The 17,338-nt window shown below is 39.7% G+C and carries 15 protein-coding genes and 1 riboswitch; all 15 genes read right to left on the reverse strand.

Annotation, left to right across the window (positions count from 1 at the left end; translation table 11 throughout):
- Positions 1 to 34: 34 nt before the first annotated feature.
- Positions 35 to 991, reverse strand: coding sequence for a methylenetetrahydrofolate reductase [NAD(P)H] (gene metF, locus G6N06_RS13660; protein ID WP_163517387.1), 957 nt, complete (start codon positions 989 to 991; stop codon positions 35 to 37).
- Between the two features lie 163 nt (positions 992 to 1,154).
- Positions 1,155 to 3,848, reverse strand: a complete 2,694-nt coding sequence (metH, locus tag G6N06_RS13665) for a methionine synthase (RefSeq protein WP_163517323.1) — start codon at positions 3,846 to 3,848, stop codon at positions 1,155 to 1,157.
- A gap of 811 nt (positions 3,849 to 4,659) precedes the next feature.
- Positions 4,660 to 5,670 (reverse strand): homocysteine S-methyltransferase family protein, encoded by a 1,011-nt coding sequence (locus G6N06_RS13670; protein WP_163517325.1) that lies wholly within the window; start codon positions 5,668 to 5,670, stop codon positions 4,660 to 4,662.
- Between the two features lie 51 nt (positions 5,671 to 5,721).
- A riboswitch (SAM riboswitch) is annotated at positions 5,722 to 5,864 on the reverse strand.
- Positions 5,865 to 5,922: 58 nt separating this feature from the next.
- Positions 5,923 to 6,813, reverse strand: a complete 891-nt coding sequence (gene cysM / locus G6N06_RS13675; RefSeq protein ID WP_323027402.1) for a cysteine synthase CysM — start codon at positions 6,811 to 6,813, stop codon at positions 5,923 to 5,925.
- Positions 6,810 to 7,571 (reverse strand): serine O-acetyltransferase EpsC, encoded by a 762-nt coding sequence (gene epsC / locus G6N06_RS13680; RefSeq protein WP_163517326.1) that lies wholly within the window; start codon positions 7,569 to 7,571, stop codon positions 6,810 to 6,812. Before epsC ends, cysM begins: the two co-directional genes overlap by 4 nt.
- Positions 7,572 to 7,634: 63 nt before the next feature.
- Positions 7,635 to 8,684, reverse strand: a complete 1,050-nt coding sequence (locus G6N06_RS13685) for an NAD(P)/FAD-dependent oxidoreductase (RefSeq protein ID WP_163517327.1) — start codon at positions 8,682 to 8,684, stop codon at positions 7,635 to 7,637.
- A 1-nt stretch (position 8,685) separates the two neighbouring features.
- A complete protein-coding gene (locus G6N06_RS13690) occupies positions 8,686 to 9,261 on the reverse strand; it encodes a precorrin-2 dehydrogenase/sirohydrochlorin ferrochelatase family protein (protein ID WP_163517328.1) in 576 nt (191 codons plus the stop codon).
- A 2-nt stretch (positions 9,262 to 9,263) separates the two neighbouring features.
- On the reverse strand, positions 9,264 to 10,031 hold the full coding sequence (gene cobA, locus G6N06_RS13695; RefSeq protein WP_163517329.1) for a uroporphyrinogen-III C-methyltransferase: 768 nt from the start codon (positions 10,029 to 10,031) through the stop codon (positions 9,264 to 9,266).
- 66 nt (positions 10,032 to 10,097) lie between these two features.
- Positions 10,098 to 12,191 (reverse strand): ferredoxin-like domain-containing protein, encoded by a 2,094-nt coding sequence (locus G6N06_RS13700; RefSeq protein WP_163517331.1) that lies wholly within the window; start codon positions 12,189 to 12,191, stop codon positions 10,098 to 10,100.
- Between the two features lie 141 nt (positions 12,192 to 12,332).
- On the reverse strand, positions 12,333 to 13,580 hold the full coding sequence (locus tag G6N06_RS13705) for a sulfate adenylyltransferase subunit 1 (RefSeq protein WP_163517332.1): 1,248 nt from the start codon (positions 13,578 to 13,580) through the stop codon (positions 12,333 to 12,335).
- Between the two features lie 123 nt (positions 13,581 to 13,703).
- Complete coding sequence (gene cysD / locus G6N06_RS13710; RefSeq protein ID WP_163517333.1) at positions 13,704 to 14,609, reverse strand: sulfate adenylyltransferase subunit CysD; 906 nt, start codon at positions 14,607 to 14,609, stop codon at positions 13,704 to 13,706.
- 109 nt (positions 14,610 to 14,718) lie between these two features.
- Positions 14,719 to 15,333 carry a phosphoadenosine phosphosulfate reductase domain-containing protein gene (locus G6N06_RS13715; protein ID WP_205334776.1) on the reverse strand — a complete coding sequence of 205 codons (615 nt, stop codon included), beginning with the start codon at positions 15,331 to 15,333 and terminating at the stop codon, positions 14,719 to 14,721.
- The gene (locus G6N06_RS13720; RefSeq protein WP_163517335.1) at positions 15,333 to 15,602 is read right to left on the reverse strand and encodes a DUF2061 domain-containing protein; all 270 of its coding nucleotides are present in this window, start codon (positions 15,600 to 15,602) and stop codon (positions 15,333 to 15,335) included. The genes G6N06_RS13715 and G6N06_RS13720 overlap by 1 nt, the downstream gene beginning before the upstream one ends.
- Before the next feature lie 125 nt (positions 15,603 to 15,727).
- Positions 15,728 to 16,141: an RrF2 family transcriptional regulator gene (locus G6N06_RS13725; protein ID WP_163517336.1), complete on the reverse strand. Its 414-nt coding sequence runs from the start codon at positions 16,139 to 16,141 to the stop codon at positions 15,728 to 15,730.
- Between the two features lie 18 nt (positions 16,142 to 16,159).
- The gene (locus G6N06_RS13730; RefSeq protein WP_163517337.1) at positions 16,160 to 17,332 is read right to left on the reverse strand and encodes a trans-sulfuration enzyme family protein; all 1,173 of its coding nucleotides are present in this window, start codon (positions 17,330 to 17,332) and stop codon (positions 16,160 to 16,162) included.
- Positions 17,333 to 17,338: the final 6 nt, after the last annotated feature.

Consider the following 17,338-nt stretch of genomic DNA (forward strand, 5'->3'; position numbering starts at 1 on the left):
TTTTTAAGTTGGTGTCTTAGATCTTAGCTTAAACTCAAAAAACTTGAGATGCAATGGTTTGAATATTATCACTTTTCCCCATAGAATAGTAGTGCAGTACAGGAATTCCGGCTTTTTGTAATTCCTTTGATTGTTGGATGCACCACTCGATACCCACTTGTTTCACTTCAGAGTTGTCCTTGCATTTAATAACCTCAAGAATCAAAGCTTCAGGCAAATCAACATGAAAACGATGAGGCAACAAGTTCAATTGCCTTTTGGTGGCAATGGGTTTTAATCCGGGAATTATCGGAATGGTGATGCCTTCTTTTCTGCATTTTTCAACAAAATCAAAATATTTCTGATTGTCAAAGAACATCTGGGTGACGACATATTCTGCGCCACTTTTTATTTTCTTCTTTAAAAAATGGATGTCACTGTCCAAGCTTGGGGATTCCATGTGTTTTTCAGGGTAGGCCGCAACACCAATGCAAAAATTGGTTTTTGAGGTATTTTGTAGTTCCTCATCAAGGTAGACTCCATCGTTCAGTGCATTAATCTGCTGCACCAAACCATTGGCGTACTCATGGCCTTCTTTTTCAGGGGTGAAATAGGTTTCAGTTTTAACGGCATCGCCTCTTAAGGCCATGACATTCTGAATACCCAAAAAATCGAGGTCGATCAGGAAATTTTCGGTATCTTCCTTAGTAAAACCCCCACATAAAATATGCGGAATAGCATCCACTTTGTACCTGTTTTGAATGGCTGCACAAATACCCACAGTTCCAGGCCGCTTCTTGACCACTTGTCGTTTAAGCAATCCGTTTTCCTGTTCTTTATAAATATATTCTTCTCGATGGTAAGTCACATCAATAAACGGCGGATTGAATTCCATTAACGGATCAATATTATCAAAAATTGATTTGATATGTTGCCCTTTTAATGGGGGTAAAATTTCAAACGAAAACTGTGTATTTCCGTTGGCTTGTGCTATATGTTCTGTTACTTTCATGTCAACTCCCCACGAAAGTGGGGATCTCTTTTTTGCCACGAATACACGAATGTATTCTATGATTTACAATTAATATTTATTTTTTTACTCTGCGTTCCTCTGGGTCTCTCTGCGAAACTTTGCGGTATAGGTATTTCACAGAGAGACACATAGCATTTCATCTTTAATCCGCTAAATTTGGGTTCAACCATTTTTCAGCTTCTTCATTAGAAACGCCTCGTCTTTTCGCATAATCTTTCAATTGATCGTCGGTTATTTTCCCCAATCCAAAGTATTTGGCTTCCTTATTTGCAAAATAATACCCCGAAACACTTGCTGCAGGCCACATGGCCAAACTATCCGTGATTTCTACACCAATATTTTCTTTGACCTGTAACAGTCTCCAAATGGTTTTTTTCTCCAAATGGTCAGGACAGGCTGGATATCCAGGTGCTGGACGAATTCCTTTATAGCTTTCTTTGATCAGTTCCTCATTAGATAAATCCTCATCAGTATCGTAGCCCCAATGATCAATCCGTACTTCCCTATGCAAATACTCAGCAAATGCCTCGGCAAGACGATCTGCAATGGCCTTGATCATAATGGCGTTATAATCGTCCAAATCCTCTTCAAATTTTTTCGCCAATTCTGCTGTACCAAATCCTGTCGATACACAGAAACATCCCATATAATCTTTTTTTCCTGAATCTTTTGGTGCTATGAAATCGGCTAAAGCGATATTTGGAACGCCTTCGCGTTTATCCAATTGCTGCCGAAGGGTTAAAAACGTAACTTTTGGTTTTCCTGATTCGTCATAAATCTCAATGTCATCATCATTTATGGTATTAGCAGGGAACAGTCCAAAAATAGCTTTAGCTTTTAAAAGTTTTCCGTCGAAGACTTTTTTCAATAGTGCTTTTGCATCTTTAAATAGTTCAGTGGCTTGTTCTCCCACAACCTCATCGGTTAGGATATCGGGATATTTTCCGTGCAAATCCCAGCTTCTAAAAAACGGACTCCAATCAATAAATTCCTCCAGCTTTGTCAATTCAAAGTCTTCGATAACCTGAACGCCCAACTGATTGGGTTTAATAATTTCTGCCGTATTCCAATCGACTTTATATTTTCTGTTTCGCGCTTCCTCAATCGTGATATAATTCTTTTGTTTGCCACGTTTTAAAAACTGCTCGCGAAATTTCTCATATTCCTCACGAATTTGTTCTTTATACACCCGATTGTCTTTTTGGAGCAAACTACCTACAACAGTCACTGCCCTTGAGGCATCGTTGACATGTACGGTGGTGTGGCCATAGTTTGGAGCAATCTTAACGGCTGCATGTGCTCTGGAGGTCGTGGCACCACCTATCATTAACGGAATGTTAATATTTTTCTTTTCCATTTCTTTGGAGACATAGACCATTTCATCCAATGACGGTGTAATAAGTCCACTTAATCCAATAATATCGACGTTTTCCCTAATGGCCGTTTCAATAATTTTTTCAGGCGGCACCATCACACCCAAATCGATGATTTCATAATTGTTACATCCCAAAACAACGCTGACGATATTTTTACCAATATCATGTACATCACCTTTTACGGTTGCCATTAATACTCGTCCGGCAAACTCTTGCTTTCCATCTTTCTCGGCTTCAATAAAAGGTTGCAGATAGGCAACGGCCTTTTTCATCACTCGAGCCGATTTGACCACTTGGGGCAAGAACATTTTTCCACTACCAAATAAATCACCAACCACGCCCATCCCAATCATTAAATGGCCTTCAATAACTTCAATTGGTTTTAAGGTTTCTTGACGGGCCTGCTCTACATCTTCTATGATAAAAGCTTCAATCCCTTTAACCAAGGAATGGGTGATGCGCTCTTGTAGTGGATCATTTCGCCATTCCAAAATCTTGGCAACATCTTCCTTTTTATCACCTTTAACCGTCTCAGAAAAGTCCAACAAACGCTCCGTGGCATCATCACGTCGGTCAAACAGAACATCTTCCACATGCTCTAATAAATCCTTTGGAATTTCGTCATAAACCTCCAACATGGTCGGATTGACGATGCCCATGTTCATTCCGTGCTGAATGGCATGGTACAGAAATGCCGAGTTGATGGCTTCACGAACAACTGTATTCCCCCTAAAAGAAAACGAAACGTTACTCACACCACCAGAAACATTAGCATACGGAAGATTCTCACGAATCCATTGGGTAGCCTTGAAAAAGTCGAGAGCATTCAAACGGTGCTCCTCCATTCCTGTCGCCACCGGGAAAATATTGGGATCAAAAATTATATCCTGAGGTGGGAATTTGACTTTGTTCACCAAAATATCGTACGAGCGCTTACAGATTTCGATACGCCGTTCTAAGGTATCGGCTTGCCCATCTTCATCAAAAGCCATCACTATGACGGCTGCTCCGTATCGTTTCACCAATTTAGCTTGATGAATAAACGTCTCTTCACCTTCCTTCAAGCTTATGGAGTTGACTACCGATTTTCCTTGCACTACTTTCAATCCCGCTTCAATGATTTCCCATTTGGAACTGTCAATCATGATGGGCAATCGGGCGATATCGGGTTCTGAAGCAATAAGGTTTAAGAACTTGGTCATCGCATTCACGCCGTCCAACATGCCTTCATCCATATTGACATCAATAATTTGCGCGCCGCCTTCAACCTGATCTCGTGCCACATCTAAGGCTTCACTGTAGTTTTCGTCTTTTATAAGACGTAGGAATTTACGTGATCCTGTGACGTTGGTGCGCTCGCCTACGTTGATGAAATTACTTTCAGGAGTTACGATTAATGGCTCGAGTCCTGAAAGTGTTAGATATTTATTTTGTTTCTTCATTTTCTTTCTATTTCGCATGCATATGTATTCTCTATGACACTTTATTAAAATGCGATAATATTAAATATTTACTATCCGTTTTATCATATCAACAAGATTCCTGCCTTCGCAGGAATTTGCTTTCTGGGGTGACAACCAAGGGTTCTAATCCAGAAAGTGCTAAGTATTTGTGTTTTTTGCTCATTATCATTCTATTCATAAGGTTTAGCAACGCTGAACCTAAAAGTTTACTGCTCTAAGATGGCGATAAGTGACTCCATACTTTGGCTAATTGTAACTGTCATAATTTTGCTTTTGTACATGAGATTCCTGCGTTCGCAGGAATTGGCTATAACTATCTTAATTTTGCTTTTGTTCACGAGATTCCTGCCTCCGCAGGAATTGGTTACTGCTCTAATTTGACCTAAAGTGATTCAATACTTAGCCAAACTTCAATTGTCATAATATTTCCTTTGTACATGAGATTCCTGCGTTCGCAGGAATTGGCTATAACTATCTTAATTTTGCTTTTGTTCACGAGATTCCTGCCTCCGCAGGAATTGGTTACTGCTCTAATTTGACCTAAAGTGATTCAATACTTAGCCAAACTTCAATTGTCATAATATTTCCTTTGTACATGAGATTCCTGCGTTCGCAGGAATTGGCTATAACTATCTTAATTTTGCTTTTGTTCACGAGATTCCTGCCTCCGCAGGAATTGGTTACTGCTCTAATTTGACCTAAAGTGATTCAATACTTAGCCAAACTTCAATTGTCATAATATTTCCTTTGTACATGAGATTCCTGCGTTCGCAGGAATTGGCTATAACTATCTTAATTTTGCTTTTGTTCACGAGATTCCTGCCTCCGCAGGAATTCTACGAGGTTTATAGTTTTTTGCGGTTTCTGCTATTTTTTGAATATGCTCTGGGGTAGATCCACAACAGCCACCAACAATATTGATCAATCCATCTTTCAGGTATTCTTCAATAAAAGCGTTCATTTGATCAGGGGTCTGTTCGTATTCTCCAAAAGCATTTGGTAATCCTGCATTGGGGTGCGCTGATGTAAAAAACTCTGTTTCGTTGGATAATCGTTGTAAATAAGGTTGTAATTGATCTGCTCCAAGCGCGCAATTAAATCCGACGCTGAGCAAAGGAATATGGGAAATGGACAGTAAAAACGCTTCCACTGTTTGTCCAGAAAGTGTCCGTCCAGAAGCATCTGTAATGGTTCCTGAAACCATGATTGGAATATCGAGGTCTCGTTCTTCTTTGACCTCATCAATAGCAAACAAGGCGGCTTTGGCATTTAAGGTATCAAAAATCGTTTCTACCAGTAAAATATCGACACCTCCATCAATCAAAGCTTCCACTTGCTGTTTATAGGCAATCCGAAGCTCGTCAAAGGTGATGGCTCGAAATTCTGGCCGATTGACATCTGGCGATAAACTTGCGGTTTTATTGGTAGGCCCAATGCTGCCTGCAACAAATCGTGGTTTATTAGGATTGGCTTTGGTAAATTCATCGGCAACTTGTTTGGCTATTTTAGCAGATTCGAAATTCAGTTCGTAAACCAAATCCTCCAAATTATAGTCGGCCATAGCGATGGTAGTTCCCGAAAAGGTATTGGTTTCTACAATATCTGCTCCCGCCTCAAAATATTTACGATGAACATCAGCAATAGCCTGTGGCTGGGTTAATGATAGCAAATCATTATTGCCTTTAAGTGAGCTTGGATAATCTTTGAAACGTTCGCCACGAAAATCTTCTTCAGAGAAGTTATAGCGTTGCAACATGGTCCCCATGGCACCATCTAAGATGAGAATACGGTCTTGTAAAATTCGATTGATATCTGACATTGTTTAATAAACTAAATAATGTCATCAGGAAAGTGAGGAGAAAAAACACTTTGGTTATCTGTCTTAATTCTGAAACAATTCAGAATAAAGTAGAATTTAGCACCTTCTTAAATTGAGATTCCTGCCTTCGCAGGAATTCGTAAGGGTTGCTAAGGCTTCACTGGGTCTAATCCCTCTGCCTTTCGTGATAACAAATTAATAATAGTATGAACTAAGGGCGAATTTAGTGTATAAAAAATAGTCCACCAACTTTTATTCAAATAAATCTGAAGATAAATACCGATCGCCAATATCACAGATGACGGCGACGATGATTCCCTTATCCATTTTTTGAGCGATTTTTAAGGCCGCAGCAACCGAGCCTCCACTGCTCATTCCTGCAAAGACACCTTCTTCTTTAGCCAATCTTTGGGTTGTGGCTCTTGCATCTTCCTCGCTCACTTCAATCACCTTATCCACTTTCGAGCGATCAAAAATTCGGGGAAGATAAGCTTCCGGCCATTTACGGATGCCAGGGATTTTAGCACCATCTTTTGGTTGTGCGCCAACAATGGTGATGTTTTTATTCTGCTCTTTTAAAAACGTGGACACGCCCATAATGGTTCCGGTGGTTCCCATAGCCGAAACAAAATGTGTCACTTCACCATTAGTATCACGCCAAATTTCTGGACCGGTGGTTTTATAATGGGCTTTCCAATTGTCGTCATTGCCAAATTGGTTTAACATAAAATAGCCCTTGTCTTTTTCGAGCTTTTCAGCGACGTCTCGGGCTCCCTCGATTCCATCATCTGCGGAAGTCAGAATTAATTCCGCACCATAGGCCCTCATGGTTTTGATCCGCTCTTCGGTAGAATTCTCAGGCATGACCAACACCATTTTCACACCTAACAACTGAGCTATGAATGCTAAGGCAATTCCTGTATTCCCGCTTGTAGCTTCTACCAAAGTATCTCCTTTTTTGACATCACCACGTTTTAAAGCTTCCGAAATCATATTCAAAGCCGCGCGATCCTTAACGCTGCCTCCTGGATTTGTGCCTTCTAATTTTAAAAACAAACGGACGCCATCTTTCGAAATAATATGTTTCACTTCAACAAGTGGTGTGTTACCAATTTGGTCGATTATCGATTGACTTTGAATCATTTTTTGCGTGTGCTAATTTTTATTTCTGTTTGATAGGTGACTAACGAATTTTCAGGAACCGATTGGGTAATCCATACGTTCGCCCCAATAATGCTATTTGCGCCAATGACGATATCTCCTCCCAAAATAGTTGCGTTGGCATAGATGGTCACATTATCTTCAATGGTGGGGTGACGTTTTGTTTCCGATAGACTCTTTTTTATTTGAATGCCGCCCAAGGTCACCCCTTGATAAATTTTGACGTTGTTTTTAATGATGGCCGTTTCGCCAATGACAATTCCTGTACCGTGATCGATAAAAAAAGAATCTCCGATTGTTGCACCGGGATGAATATCCACGCCGGTTAAACCATGTACGTGTTCACTCATCATTCTTGAAATAACAAAATAGTTTAGCTTATATAGCGCATGACTTAATCTATAAATAGCAATGGCGTGAAACCCTGGATATGCCAGATACACTTCAGTTAAACTCTTGGCCGCAGGATCATTTTGTTCTATGGCAATCGCATCCAAGTCAAGCTTCTCCCGAATAGTTCCAAATTGACTTTCAAATTTCGACCATGTTTCTTCACCGTCCTCCAATTTCAATTTTGTCGCAATCTTAAGAAATGTGTCTTTTACAAATTGACAGTTTAGAGTCCGATATTCTTCATCAAATAGCATATAAAACAAGGCTTTTGTGAAGGTCTCGACAGGATCCTTTAAACAGATATTATAAGTCTGAAATTGATTTAATTGATTTGAAAGTATACTCATATGATCAATATTACGCATTATTCATGAGGGTAATATCAAAATTAATCAATTATTTACAGCAAATTATAGAATAGCTTGAACAACTGCTTTCGGCGCTTCCTTACGCGTGCCATCAAACCCATCTATGCCACTGACCGTAGTATATTTAAGCACATATTTTTTACCGGGATTGATGATTTGATACGCCGATTGGCACATTAAGGTTGCTTCATGGAACCCACAAAGAATCAACTTCAATTTTCCGGGATAGGTATTGACATCGCCAATGGCATAAATCCCTGGGATATTGGTTTGATAATCAAAAGTATCGACCTTTATGGCGTTTTTTTCAATTTCCAAGCCCCAATCGCCAATTGGTCCTAATTTTGGCGACAATCCGAAAAGTGGAATAAAATGATCTGCTTCAAGCAAGATTCTCTCTCCTTCCTGTTCTATAGTAAGACCTTCCAATCTTTTATTCCCGTGTAATGCAGTAACTTCTGCAGGTGTGATAAGGTTTATTTTTCCAAGAAGCTTTAGTTCTTGGACTTTCTCAACCGAATCCAAAGCGCCTCTAAATTCAGTACGTCTATGAACAAGCGTTACTTCTGATGCGATATCCGCCAAAAAAATACTCCAATCTAAAGCGGAGTCACCACCTCCAGAAATCACCACTTTCTTATTTCTATAGATTTCAGGATCTTTGATGAAATAGTCCACCCCTAAATCCTCGTAATAGGCGATATTATCAATCAATGGCTTTCTCGGTTCAAAGCTACCCAAACCCCCAGCTATAGCGACAATTGGCGCATGATGCCGAGTTCCTTTGTTAGTGGTTACAATAAAACTACCATCTTCTTGCCTTTCTATAGTCTCTGCGCGTTCACCCAAAGTAAATCCAGGCTGGAATTGCTTGCCTTGTTCCAAGAGGTTATTCGTCAAATCTCCAGCCAAAATATCTGGCACTCCCGGAATATCATAAATGGGCTTTTTAGGATATAATTCTGAACACTGACCTCCAGGTTGTGGCAAAGCATCAATTAAATGACATTTGAGTTTCAATAATCCTGCTTCAAAGACGGTGAATAATCCTGTAGGTCCAGCACCTATTATTAATATATCTGTTTTAATCATGTTATTTGCTTATTAAAGTTTCGGTAATTTTGTTGAGTGCATTCACTTTTTGCTCAAAATTGCCTTTAATTGTTTTTCTGTATTGGTTTAAATTTTCTACCAGAATATTGACATCGTCAGGAATGACTTCTTCAAAAAACTGACGTAAGCGTTTCGCTGTAGTGGGCGATTTCCCATTGGTGGAAATGGCTATTTTAACATTGCCTTTTGTGACAATACCTCCTAAATAGAAATCACAAAATTCAGGGGTGTCTGCGACGTTGACCAATAGATTGCGGTTTTTGGCATCTTTATAGATTTTTGTGTTGACTTCCACATTATCAGTTGCTGCGATGACCAAATCTTTGTCACATAAAAAAGACTCGTCATAAGCCGTATAGATTAAGTTGATGTTGAATTGTTCCGCGAGTGCTTTCACCTCATCCCTGAAAAAAGGGGCCACCATTTCCACATTGGCGTCGGGGCTCGATTTTAATAAAAATGTGAGTTTTTCCAAACCAACATTCCCACCACCAACAATTAAGGTTTGGATTTTATGCATTCTTAAGAAAATAGGGTATAAGTTATTTCGTTCCATTTTTAAGCTGTTATGAGTTGTTGGTTGACTTCTGTATGTATAGAATTTAGCTTGACCCGCTGGTTAACAACTTCACCAATGACGATGATTGCGGGATTGGATAAGTTCTGCTTTTCGACGATACCATAAATTGTTGAAATGGTTCCGACACCAAATTTTTCGTTTTCCGTGGTGCCATTTTGGATAATTGCCACTGGAGTATTTTGCTTTCCTTCCGAAGAAAACACGTCGACAATTTCGGACAATTTGCCCATGCCCATTAAAATGACCACCGTTGCTGTAGATTGCGCGGCAAGTTTGACATCCTTTGATAATTGGTGGGATTTTGTGGTGCCAGTTATCACCCAAAAACTTTCAGATGCACCTCGTTTTGTTAATGGAATCCCTTGGTAGGCAGGCACCGCCAATGCTGATGAAATGCCAGGAACGACATAGGTTTCTATTCCATAGTGTCGCACAAAATCAATTTCCTCAGCACCACGACCAAAAATAAAAGGATCGCCACCTTTTAGTCGGACTACGTGTCCATGGGATTTTGCCCTGGCCACAATCAAGTCGTTGATTTGGTTTTGTTCGTAGGCATAACAGCCCTTGCGTTTGCCCACAAATATGAGTTCTGCATTTGGGGAAGCATAGTCCAACAAAACTACGTTGATCAAGGCATCATATAAAATGACATCTGCAGATTCTATCGCTTTGATGGCTTTAAGGGTGATCAGTTCTGGATCTCCTGGACCTGCACCTACTACGGTTAATTTTGGTGTTTTCATGTTTGTGGGTTTAAACCTGACAGGTTTTCCTCCTTCGGCGGACAAGTAAAAACCCGTCAGGTTTGTTTAAATAGTTATGGCCTGTTTTTGTTTTCTAAAAGCTCTTGCTTTATCTAAAAACACCGTTGCATTCTCAATGTAATTTTGGGCGAAAGCTTGCGTTGGAGCATTCTTTCTTATTTGATAAATGACTTCCGAAAAGCTAGTTCCCAAATCAATTTTTTGGGATTCAACAAATTCAGCATCAAACTGACTTATAATTACGGCTTGGGTATTTGTGACAATGTCTTCTGAAATTAATAGTGCCTTTGCCGCGTTAACCATGGCCGTGTAGGCTAAATAAATGGCATTGGAATACACTTTATGTCCTAAAGCTTCCTTGGCGTTATCAATTTTTTCTTCACTTTCCAAAAACAAGGTTTCAATCAAATCGATCATCACCCCTGCACATTCTCCAATTCCAATGGCTTTTACATAATCTTCATTAGTCCCCCAATCAATAAAATCGTCTTGGGTTAAACTGGACACATCTGACAAGTCGGTTAAAAGGTTATAAAAGTATTTTTCGCCTTGTGCCAAATAATAATCCAAAAAGGACTTCCCATGGGCATTGGCTTCAAAATCATTTAAAATACGACGTAAAGCCTCTGGCCCTCTCTTACTCGGTACTTTCACCACTTTATCGGCATACACTCCTTTTCCGTTGCCCAAATTTCCGCCGCCAAGCAAAACTTGAAGCGCAGGCGCCACTAATTTATCTGGAGTTCTTATAGACATGCCCTGAAATCCAATATTGGCCATGTTGTGCTGACCACAGGCATTCATACAGCCGCTTATTTTGATGACTAAATCATCATTGTTTAAATAGTGAGGATACTCAGTTTTGATCACACGCTCCAGTTCTTCCGCGATTCCAGTACTACTCGCGATTCCTAAATTACAGGTATCCGTTCCTGGGCATGCCGTGATATCAACTGCTTTATTATAACCAACTTCCGCAAAACCGAGCTTATCCAATTCCTGATAGAAATAAGGCAACAACTCCTCTTTCACAAAAGGAATGAGGATGTTTTGACGTAAGGTCAACCGGATTTCTCCCGCGGCATAATTCTGAACCAAATCCGCTAACAAACGTGCTTTGTCCGTATAGAAATCGCCCAACAAGACTTTAATTCCTATGGCCACATAGCCCTCCTGTTTTTGTGGAATGAGGTTGGTAGATTTCCAAACATTAAAAGCATCTTTATCTTTAAGGTTTACTTTCGGCACGTCAACAGTTACCGGGATGGATATTGGATAATTTTCAACATTAATGGGAATAGTGGAATTCGCAATCGCCTTCTGCTCTTCATCAACCAAAGATTTGAATTCTTCCAATCCAATAGCATTGATCAAGAACTTCATCCGTGCCTTGGCCCGACTTTTTCGCTCGCCATGGCGGTCAAAAACACGTAGCACCCCTTCCATCAATGGAATTATCCGATCGGTTGGCAAAAATTCATAAAGCACATCTGCAAGGCGCGGTTGTGAGCCCAATCCGCCACCCAACATGACTTTAAAACCTCTGATGCCATTTTTGGTTTTAGCAATAAAGCCCAAATCATGCATGTAGGACAGGCCTGAATCTTCATCGGACGCCGAAAAAGAGACTTTAAATTTTCGTCCCATTTCCTGGCAGATAGGATTTCTTAAAAAGAATTTAAAAATAGCGTCGGCATAAGGCGATACATCAAATGGTTCATTGATATCGATCCCGGCAGTTTCACTTGCAGTCACATTTCTAACCGTATTCCCACAGGCTTCACGAATGGTCATCGTATCTTTTTCCAATTCTTCCCAGAGTTCGGGAGTTCTATCAATATCAACATAATGAATTTGAATGTCCTGGCGGGTGGTGATGTGTAAGCGTCCTCGGGAATATTCGTCAGAAACATCCGCAATTCGTCTTAACTGTTGACTCAGAACTTTTCCGTAAGGCAATTTGATTCGTACCATTTGGACACCTTGTTGGCGCTGTCCATAAATACCTCGTGCCAAACGCACACTTCTAAATTGATCCTCGTCAATCTTGCCATATTTGAAGAGTTCAATTTTATTGGCTAAATCGATAATATCTTTTTCAACGACTGGATTTTCTAATTCTGTTCTAAAACTTTGCATAAAAATGCCCTGCTAACCTCCCATCTGTACTGCAATCTATGCAAGTTCTGGAAGGTATTCTGACTCGGGTAAGCGAGAATATTGTTAGTGATTTGTGATTATGAGCAATCCTGTTAGTTCACCAATTTAGGTTTGAGATTCTTATTGAATAAAGCCTGCCCCAACGGTATTATTGGAGTGTGAATCAATTAAGATAAAGGAACCATTGGTACGATGGTGTTTGAACGGATCGAAAAAGATAGGCTTGTTCAATTTAAAGGTGACGGTAGCTATATCATTCATCCCCAAAGCCTTGATATTTTCTTCTATTCCAGAATAATCGGGATGGATTTTATGATGGATGGCATCTACTTTTGCTAAAACTTTATTGACACCATGTTGCAGCACATATTTGTTACCAGCGACTAAATTCTGAGAATCCATCCAAGAAATGGTTGCTGTGAATTGCTTATCAATAATTGGTAAGTCATCTACTTTCACCAACATATCGCCCCTGCTCAAATTGATATCATCTTCCAAAGTGATGGTAACCGACGAGCGTCTTGAAGCGGTTTGATACAATTGGTCATATACAAAAATCTCTTTTATTTTAGATTTCGTTTGGGATGGCAAAGCGACCACTTCATCACCAATACTAAGTTCACCTCCATATACTTTTCCAGCATAGCCCCTAAAATCGTGAAATTCTTCAGTCTTTGGTCTTATGACATACTGTACAGGAAATCTTGGCGTGCCCACATTGTAGATGTCTTTAGTGTCCAATTGCTCAAAATGTTCCAATAAGGTCTGTCCATCGTACCATGGCATGTTATTGGATTTATGAACGACATTATCACCTTTTAAAGCACTTACCGGAATAAAGGTGATGTTTTGCTCTTGATAATCACGTTTATCCATTAAGCTTTTAAAATCGGCTTTGATCTTGTTATAAATTTCTTGGGAAAAATCAACCAAATCCATTTTATTGATGGCGACGATCACATCTTTTACACGCAATAAATTATTAATGAAAAAATGCCGATTAGTTTGTTCAATCACCCCTTTTCGGGCGTCAATCAAGATGATGGCCGCTTGCGAAGTAGAAGCACCTGTCACCATGTTTCTCGTATACTCCACATGACCAGGAGTATCCGCAATGATATAACTCTTGGTTTGTGTTGAGAAATAAATATGAGCGACATCAATGGTAATCCCTTGTTCTCTTTCGGCTACCAAACCGTCTGTTGCCAATGAAAAATCAAGATAATCGTATCCTTTTTGTTTACTGGTATTTTTTATGGCGTCGAGCTTATCACTCGTTAAAGATTTTGTATCGTATAGAATTCTCCCAATTAAGGTGCTTTTCCCATCATCTACACTTCCTGCTGTTGCTATTTTTAAAACTTCCATTTTTTGTTTGATATTAAGTATTAAGTAGGTAGTATTAAGATTTTACCGGTTTTATACTTATATGTTTTACTTATAATTTTATAATTCTCTTAGTACTTAATTCTTTGTACTTAATTCCTAATACTAAAAGTACCCCTGTTGTTTGCGTTTTTCCATCGCGGCTTCTGAGCGTTTGTCGTCAATGCGTGCACCACGTTCGGAAATGGTGGAGTCTCGGATTTCTTGTACGACAGAGGCAATATCCGCTGCCTCAGAAAGCACCGCCGCAGTACAACTCATATCGCCCACCGTTCTAAATCGGACCACGCGTTCTTCAACCACTTCATCTTCGTCTCTGTATACCACGTCGTCGTCAGAAGACCAAATCAAGCCGTCTCTTAAAAAAGTCGCTCTTGTATGTGCAAAATAAATGGAAGGGATTTCAATATTTTCTCTTTCGATATACGACCAAACATCCAATTCTGTCCAGTTGGAAATCGGAAACACCCGTACATTTTGTCCCAATTGAATTTGTCCATTGAGCATATCGAATAATTCGGGACGTTGATTTTTTTCATCCCATTGTCCAAAATCATCCCTCACAGAAAAAATGCGTTCCTTGGCTCTCGCCTTTTCTTCGTCCCTTCTGGCACCTCCAATACAGGCGTCAAATTTGAATTCTTCAATAGCATCTAAAAGCGTCGTGGTTTGAAGGCTATTTCTGCTGGCATATTTGCCAGATTCCTCCTTTACCTTTCCTTGATTGATGGAATCTTGAACCTTCCGAACAATCAATTCCAGTCCCAATTCATTCACCAAGCGATCCCTAAATTCAATGGTTTCAGGAAAATTGTGGCCAGTGTCAATATGCATTAAAGGAAACGGAATTTTTGCAGGATAAAAGGCTTTTTGGGCCAATCTCACCAAGGTAATGGAATCCTTTCCTCCAGAAAACAAGAGCACAGGCTTTTCAAATTGTGCAGCTACTTCTCTAATAATGTAGATAGCTTCATTTTCTAAAGGATTAATTTTCGAGGTGTCTTTCTTCATAATTTTACTTCTTGTCCCCCTTACCCCGACGAGTAAATCTTTACTGGGGTGGGTTTTGTTGTTGTTATATAGTTGTTAGCACGTGCTGACTGAGACTGCGACCTCAAACTCAGGCGTGCAAGCCACATTCTCTGTTCTCCAATTGCTTTGTGGGATCAAAATATTTAAATTCATTGGGCAGGTTATGTTCAATGAGATACCCATCAAGTTCTTCATCCGTCCAATAATAAAAAGGACTTATCTTTAAAATGCCATCAGCGCCTTGGGATACAATATCAATACTATTTCTAAATGCGGTCTGTCCTTTGCGTAAATTTGTGAACCAAGCATCAGGTTGGTGCTCAGACATCGCTCTTTTAAAAGGTTCCAACTTTACCTGCTCTGTAAACACTTTATGATTTGGATCATCCACGTGAGGAATTCCCAACACGATATCCCGATGTGCAGTCGTTTGTTTAGGTACATATAAATGCACGTTCAAGTCGAGTTGATTTATAACTGCCTCGGCATGTTTGTAAGTTTGTGGCGTGTTATAGCCCGTATCGCACCAAATCACTTTAATATCTCGTTTTACCTCTGCAACGGCATGCAAGATGGCGGCTTCATAAGGTCTGAAATTGGTGGTGACTACTGGATGATCAGAAACTGAAACGGCCCACAAAATAATTTCCAAAGGTGATTTTGTACGTAGATCTTTATTGATCTGTTCTAAATTAATTTTCATTATTTTCCCCATTTTATAGTATTCCAAGCGCGTTCATGAAAAAAGTACAGCGCCATTTTCGAAACCAATTCTATACCGCCTATTGAGAAGGCCAATGCCAAGGTTCCGGTGATGACATAGGAAATGGCCACCGTGGCAAGGGTACCTACAACACGCCAACTAATGGTTTTTAGCAACGTTCGTTTGATGTTTTCTTTAGGTTCCGCGTCAGTACTGACGGTAGTTCCGTTTTGGCTATGTGATATGTTTGATTCTAAAACTGTTTCCATTAATAATATATTTTACCTTTTACTTTTAACCCTATAGATTTAGTAGGGTATCGTGCAAACCTAAGAAATAATTTTAAAACGGTACTCACCGAATTCAATAAAAATAACAGGTTTTTTTTGTGAATTTAATAATTGATCAAATCAGCCAAAGATGTTTCTCCGTAAATTTTCAAATTACTATCGCGCACGCGGATCATCAAAAGGTGCACCGCACATTCCGTTTCAGTGGGACAATCATCACATTTTTCATAATAGTTTAAACTCACACATGGAATCATGGCAATGGGACCTTCCAATACTCTCATGACGGTAGTCATTTTAATATCCTTAGGATTTTTAAGTAAGTAGTAACCACCACCTTTTCCTTTTTTAGATCCTAAAAGCCCACTTTTGCGAAGGGTCAACAAGATACTCTCCAGAAATTTAAGTGAAATATTTTCCATTTCCGAAATGGTCGCAATTGACACAGGAACGTTTTGTTCTTGTCTCGCCAAATAGGTCAGCGCCTTAATTCCGTATTTCGTCTTTTTTGAAAGCATCCGGTAAAGATACTTTTTTTATACATATTCTAACGCTTGTTTCAAATCCGCAATAATATCATCTCCATGTTCCAATCCCACTGATATACGGACCAATCCATCAGAAATACCTGTTTCAAGGCGCTCTGACTCGCTCAACTTGCTATGGGTTGTACTTGCAGGATGCGTAGCAATGGAACGTGTATCGCCTAAATTTGCGGATAGTGATAGCATTTTTAAATGGTTTAAAAATTGACGTCCAGCTTCTATTCCTCCCTTAACCTCAAAAGCAACGACATTCCCTCCTTGCTTCATTTGGTTTTTGGCCAATTCATACTGGGGATGGGATTTCAAAAAAGGATATTTCACCAAAGCCACCTTCTCATGCGATTCTAAAAACTCCGCAACTTTGAGTGCATTATCACAGTGTCTATCAACTCTGACCCCCAAAGTCTCCAAACTTTTTGAAAGAATCCAGGCGTTAAACGGAGATAATGCGGGTCCGGTATTTCTTGAAAATAAATAGATTTCCCGAATTAAATCAGCTCTTCCCACGGTTGCCCCACCAAGAACCCGACCTTGACCATCAATCAATTTTGTAGCCGAATGGATCACCAAATCAGCGCCAAATTTTATGGGATTTTGTAAATACGGCGTCGCAAAACAATTATCAACAATATAAATCAGATGGTGCTTTTTGGCAATCTGTCCCAAAAGTTCCAAATCCAAAATATCTACTGCCGGATTCGTGGGACTTTCCAAATACAAAATCTTGGTGTTAGGCTGAATTAGACTTTCAATTTGATCAACCTCATCAATTTTGAAGTAACTGGTTTCTATATTCCACTTCGGGAAAAACTTTGTAAATAACGTGTTGGTAGAACCAAAGATACTACGTGCCGACACAATATGATCGCCTGCATTCAACAAAGCCGCAAAGGTTGAAAACACGGCTGCCATTCCAGTAGCAAAGGCATATCCGCTTTCGGCTCCTTCCAGTTTGCACATTTTATCTATAAACTCAGAAGTGTTCGGATTCGTGAATCGGCTGTATATATTACGTTGTTTTTCCTCAGCAAAAGAAGCTCGCATATCTTCAGCATCTTCAAAAATGAAGCTTGACGTTAAATGCAAGGGGGTGGAATGTTCCAAAAATTCTGAACGCTCCATTTGGGTTCTGATAGCGTCGGTTTCAAATTTGTTGCTGCTCATGTTCTG

It is taken from the genome of Gelidibacter japonicus, assembly GCF_010725055.1.
Taxonomy (GTDB): domain Bacteria; phylum Bacteroidota; class Bacteroidia; order Flavobacteriales; family Flavobacteriaceae; genus Gelidibacter; species Gelidibacter japonicus.